The 4,879-nt window shown below is 58.0% G+C and carries 5 protein-coding genes; 2 read left to right on the top strand and 3 right to left on the bottom strand.

Going from position 1 to position 4,879, the window contains the following annotated elements; translation table 11 throughout:
- The 3 genes from AC1DH9_RS22385 to AC1DH9_RS22375 form a co-directional block, all read right to left on the bottom strand.
- Positions 1-523: extracellular solute-binding protein (locus AC1DH9_RS22385; protein WP_477808803.1), on the bottom strand; the 523-nt coding region annotated here is incomplete at its 3' end.
- Between the two features lies 1 nt (position 524).
- Positions 525-1,433, bottom strand: a complete 909-nt coding sequence (gene aguB / locus AC1DH9_RS22380; RefSeq protein WP_427542779.1) for an N-carbamoylputrescine amidase — start codon at positions 1,431-1,433, stop codon at positions 525-527.
- Positions 1,434-1,437: 4 nt separating this feature from the next.
- Complete coding sequence (locus AC1DH9_RS22375) at positions 1,438-2,490, bottom strand: agmatine deiminase family protein (RefSeq protein WP_477808802.1); 1,053 nt, start codon at positions 2,488-2,490, stop codon at positions 1,438-1,440.
- A gap of 134 nt (positions 2,491-2,624) precedes the next feature.
- On the opposite strand from AC1DH9_RS22375, the gene AC1DH9_RS22370 reads away from it, so the two are divergent.
- Both AC1DH9_RS22370 and AC1DH9_RS22365 read left to right on the top strand, forming a co-directional pair.
- Positions 2,625-3,497, top strand: coding sequence for a LysR substrate-binding domain-containing protein (locus AC1DH9_RS22370; protein ID WP_427542785.1), 873 nt, complete (start codon positions 2,625-2,627; stop codon positions 3,495-3,497).
- A 268-nt stretch (positions 3,498-3,765) separates the two neighbouring features.
- A partial coding sequence (locus tag AC1DH9_RS22365) for a PDDEXK-like family protein (protein ID WP_477808801.1) occupies positions 3,766-4,879 on the top strand: 1,114 nt, incomplete at its 3' end.

Genomic DNA, 4,879 nt, shown 5'->3' with positions numbered 1-4,879 from the left:
AGATACCGCAGTCCGCAAACCTGGCGGCCAGTTCCGGCTTGAACAGCATGTCCAGGCTATTCACCGGCGCATCCGGCATGCGCTTTTTGATCTGTTCGGCGTTGTAGGTCAGGCCGATGGTGCCCCACGTGTAGGGAACGGTGGCCTTGCTCGAGTAGAGATAATGCGTCCGTAGTTTCTGCAAACCCGGCTCGATGTCATCCAGGGCGGTGAGCTTTGACTTGTCCAGTGGCTGCAAACTGCCGGCGTGCATCAGACGCTCGCCAACAGTGTCGCCCGGAAAGATCAGGTCATAACCACTGCCGCCAGCCATCAGCTTGGCCTCCAGTGTTTCACTGCCATCCATGACGTCGTAGATCACCTTGATCCCGGTTTCGGCGGTGAACCTGGACAGGGTGTCCTCGGCGAAGTAATCGGCCCAGTTGTACAACCTCAGGGTCTTCTCCTCCGCCTGCACCGACGACAAGGCACCGCTTAGCGCCAATCCCAAGGAGCAAAGCAAAAGCTTTTTGGTCACGTTCATGTCAAACCCCTTGAGTGTTCCAGCGAGCATTAATGTGACGACCATCCAGGCTTAACAGCGCCCCGTACATGTCGGGACGGCGGTCGCGGTAGATGCCCCAGGTCAGGCGCTCTTCGCGCATGGCGGACAAGTCCAGGCTGTGTACCAGCACACCCAAACTGTCGCGGTCGGCTTCGGCGAGGAGCTTGCCCTTGTGGTTGCAGATAAAGGACGAGCCGTAGAAATTCATTTGCAGCGTCGGATCGGTGGTCGCCACTTCTCGGCCGATGCGGTTGGCGGCCACCACCGGCAGGAGGTTGGCGGCGGCATGGCCGCGCATGGTCATCTGCCAGTGGTCACGTGAATCCAATGCGGCGCAACCGGGTTCAGAACCAATGGCGGTGGGAAACAACAAGACTTCGGCGCCCATCAATGCCAGGCAGCGGGCGGTCTCGGGGAACCACTGATCCCAACAGATGCCCACACCGATGCGCCCGAACGCAGTGTCCCAGACACGAAAGCCGGTATCGCCGGGGCTGAAGTATTCCTTCTCCTGATAACCGATGGCGTTAGGGATGTGCGTCTTGCGATACACCCCCAGCAACTGCCCATCGGCATCGGCCACGCTCAACGAATTGAAGTAGGCATTGCCGGCCTTCTCGAACCAGCTCAGCGGCAGCACCACCCCCAACTCCCTGGCCAGCGCGGCAAAGCGTTTTAGCACGGCGCTGTGCTGATATTCCTCAGCCAGCGCCAGGTGTTTGTGATGTTGCTCGATGCAGAAATACGGTGTGGCAAACAGCTCCTGCAACAGGATGACCTGAGCGCCGTTCGCCGCCGCATCACGTACCAATTGCTCGGCCTGATCGAGGTTGTGTTTCAGATCCCAGGTGCAGGGCATTTGGGTGGTAGCAACCGTCAAAATGGTCATGGCATTAACCCCTCAGTGGCCAGGCTGGCTGTTGCTGGGTGATGCAATGCACACCGCCGCCGCCATGGGCCAGATGATTGATCCGCACCGGCACCACCTCGCGTCCAGGGAACGCCTGAGCCAACACTTCGGCAGCCGCGTTGTCGGCATCGATGCCATAGGCCGGCATGATGATGGCGTTATTGGCGATGTAGAAGTTGGTGTAGGAAGCACAAAACACCTCAGCCACTGTGTCCACGGCATCGGTGGCTTCATACAGGTCGATCAGCTCAAACGGCCGACCGTGGGCATCGGTTGCCAGCGCCAACGCGCGACGGTTTTCTCGTACCACCTCGGCGTACACCGAGTGCTTGTCGTGAGTGGCATCCACCAGCAGCACGCCAGGGCGGGCGAAAGCGCACACGCCATCGACATGACCGTCAGTCATGTCGCCGGTCACATGGTCGGGATCGCCCGGCAGCCAGACGGTCTTCTTCACCCCGAGCAGACGCGTGAAGATCTCCTCCATCTCGGCCTTGTTMATGCCCGGGTTGCGATTGGGATTGAGCAATACCGACTCGGTGGTGATCAGCGTGCCCTCGCCGTCCACATGAATGGCCCCGCCTTCGTTACTCAACGGAGTACCGAAGCACGCCGCGCCGAGGTGATTGAGTGCGCGGCGAGCCAGGCTTTCGTCCAGGTCATGGGCCGACTTGCCGCCCCACGCGTTGAAGCGCCAGCTCACACCGGCCAGCCCCTGTTGCGGGTGGCAGACGAAGCTCGGGCCGGAGTCCCGGCACCAGCTGTCGTTCACCGCCAGCTCGATCAGTTCGATGTTGGGCCCACACAACGCTTGGGCACTCGCGACAGCAGAAGGATCGACGACCAGCTTCACCGGTTCAAAACGGGCAATGGCGTTGGCCACACGAGCGAAATCCTCTTGCACCCGTGCCAATGTGACACCCCAACCCGACTCCCAGAGCGCCTGGTTGTGCGGCCAAACCATCCAGGTTGCTGCGTGCCTTACCCATTCCGCCGGCATCAACCAACCCTTGTTTTGAATTTCATTCTGCTGCATGACAAGCACCTTTAAGTTAAGTCATTGTGTTCAATGAAAACTGCCTACGTGGTCTTGTCATGCATGCTACGGCTGCAAAAACGGGCAAACAAACGATGGATTTTGTGGATAAATGATTAGAGGAACTTATCAGCATGCTCAAACACTGGCCGCCTCTCGGCACCCTTCGCGGCTTTGAAGCCGCCGCCCGGCTGGGCAGTTTCCACAAGGCCGCCGAAGAGCTGCACCTCACCCAATCGGCGATCAGCCAGCAGATTCGCAGCCTCGAAGCGTACCTGGAACAACCCTTGTTCTTTCGCAGTGGACGCAGCGTCAGCCTGACCGATGCCGGTCACGACCTGCTCAGCACCACTCAGGCGCTGTTGCAGCAACTGGCCGTCGGCATTCGTCGCCTTGGGCAGTACCAAAAACCCAACCAGCTCGTCCTCAACACCACCCCGGCGTTCGCCCGGCACTGGCTACTGCCACGCCTGGAAGACTTCCGCCGCCAGCACCCGGAAGTTGATCTGTGGATCTTCAGCACCGACGAAGTCCCGGACATGACGACCCAGACCATCGACCTCGCGGTGCGAGACGACATCAGCTCCCAGGCCGAATGCAGCTTCAAGGTGCTGCACGCCGACCGCCTTTACCCGGCGTGCCACCCCAGCCTGTTGGCGGTGCCCAGCGCACAGCGCACCACCCTCCATGGCGAGCGGGAAATGGACTGGAGTCACTGGGCGGTGGAAGCAGGTATCGATGTCGGTCAGAAGGATCAGGGGCTGAACTTCTCCGACCCCGGCCTGCTGCTGGACGCCGCGTGTGCGGGGCTCGGCATCGCCCTGGTCAGCCAATTATTGAGTCAGCCAGCGCGTGCCAATGGGTTGTTGCAACCGTTGGTTGAGGAGACGATTCGCGGCCCCAACTGGGCGTTGTTGACTCATCGTGATAGTGAGAATAATCCGATGGCGCGGAGTTTTAGTGGGTGGTTGTTGAGTAAGCTGGCAGTGGGGAGTCAGGTGATGTAGAGGTTTTGGGTCAGTCGTAACAGGCGAAAATCGGCTAAAAGTGGTCATTGAGTACCAACAAAAGTAGGAGCTATTTACAGCGTAAAGATTCCGAATTACTCAGTGCGATGTGATTTCGCAAATGCTTTATTGGCAATGATCCGAACGGTCGACGCATCTCTAAACAAAGACTTGCATGCTGTCAGCAGCATCAAATGGCCATTACATCAGAGCGTGATTTGTCTGATACTGCGCGCCATAACTCGGCCTTAATCAGGGACTTTCTTCCATGGACGATTTTTTGCAAACCGTTGCTCTGCTGCGCGCGAGGTATCAGCGCCCGGCAGGCTTCAACCTCTTCTCCGTACTCCGCAGCTCAAGTGACGAGGTTCGACTTCACTCGCGCTTCCTCGCCTTCCTGCTCGACCCTAAGGCCACACACAATCAGGGGACAGCGCTGCTGAATCTCCTGTTRAAGCGACTGGGCATCGAGAACTTCGATTCAGAGAATGCGAATGTCGAGGTTGAGTACCAGAACATCGATATCTTGGTCCGCAACCAATCCAAGCAGGCAGTAATCATCGAGAACAAGATCTACGCCAGCGATCAGGACGAGCAGCTCTGGCGCTACCACCAGCGAATGCAGGCGGAAGGCTATAGCGAGATTTGGACCACGTACCTCACCCTGGATGGTGCTGAGCCCAGTGAGCAGAGTCGCAAGTCCCTGCCTGTAGTTCTTCTGAGCTACGAAGCCGAGATTATCGCTTGGTTGAAGGACTGTATCCCACTGGTTGCCCGCGAGCCCGGCGTGCGGGAAAGCGTTTTCCAATACATCGAACTACTCCAAAAGCTGACATCCAGTGACCAAGGCGAGATCTACATGAGCAAGCTAAAAGAACAGATCCTGCTGGGCGAGAATCTCTTTGTGATCGCCGACATCAACCATGCATTCAAGTCCGTACTGGCAGACTTACAGCTCGATATTTGGGAGCGCATGACGGCTTGCCAAGCGAGCCGGTATCCGCAACTCGGCAAGCCCGAAATTTCGGCCACGAAGGAGGCGGTTTCCGCCTATTACAAGAAGGCCAAAAACAGCAAATACATTGGCCTCACTTTCCCCTTCACGTTTATGAATGGTGGCGTGTACATCGAACTTAACCACCGTCTCTACGTTGGCTACTACTGTGACAGTGAGCAGTTCCCCGAAGACCGGGAGCGCCTATTTGCGCTGAGCCGAGAGATCGCACCCACCACTCGCAATTCGGGCTACCTGTTCTGGAAGTACCCTAAGTTCAATGTGAACCTCCATGCCCCTTCCAATGAGGACCTGGCTCTCCTCCGAGATCCGGAGACAAGGGAGTCGATTGCCGTCAGCCTGATCGATGACGCGCACGAACTGTGGC

It is taken from the genome of Pseudomonas sp. 05T35 (genome assembly GCF_056396605.1).
This window is presented reverse-complemented; position numbering and strand designations above follow the sequence as displayed.

Coding starts and splice junctions, on each gene's coding strand:
- aguB (WP_427542779.1), bottom strand. CDS start 1,433: ATGACCATTTTGACGGTTGCTACCACCCAAATGCCCTGCACCTGGGAT.
- AC1DH9_RS22370 (WP_427542785.1), top strand. CDS start 2,625: ATGCTCAAACACTGGCCGCCTCTCGGCACCCTTCGCGGCTTTGAAGCC.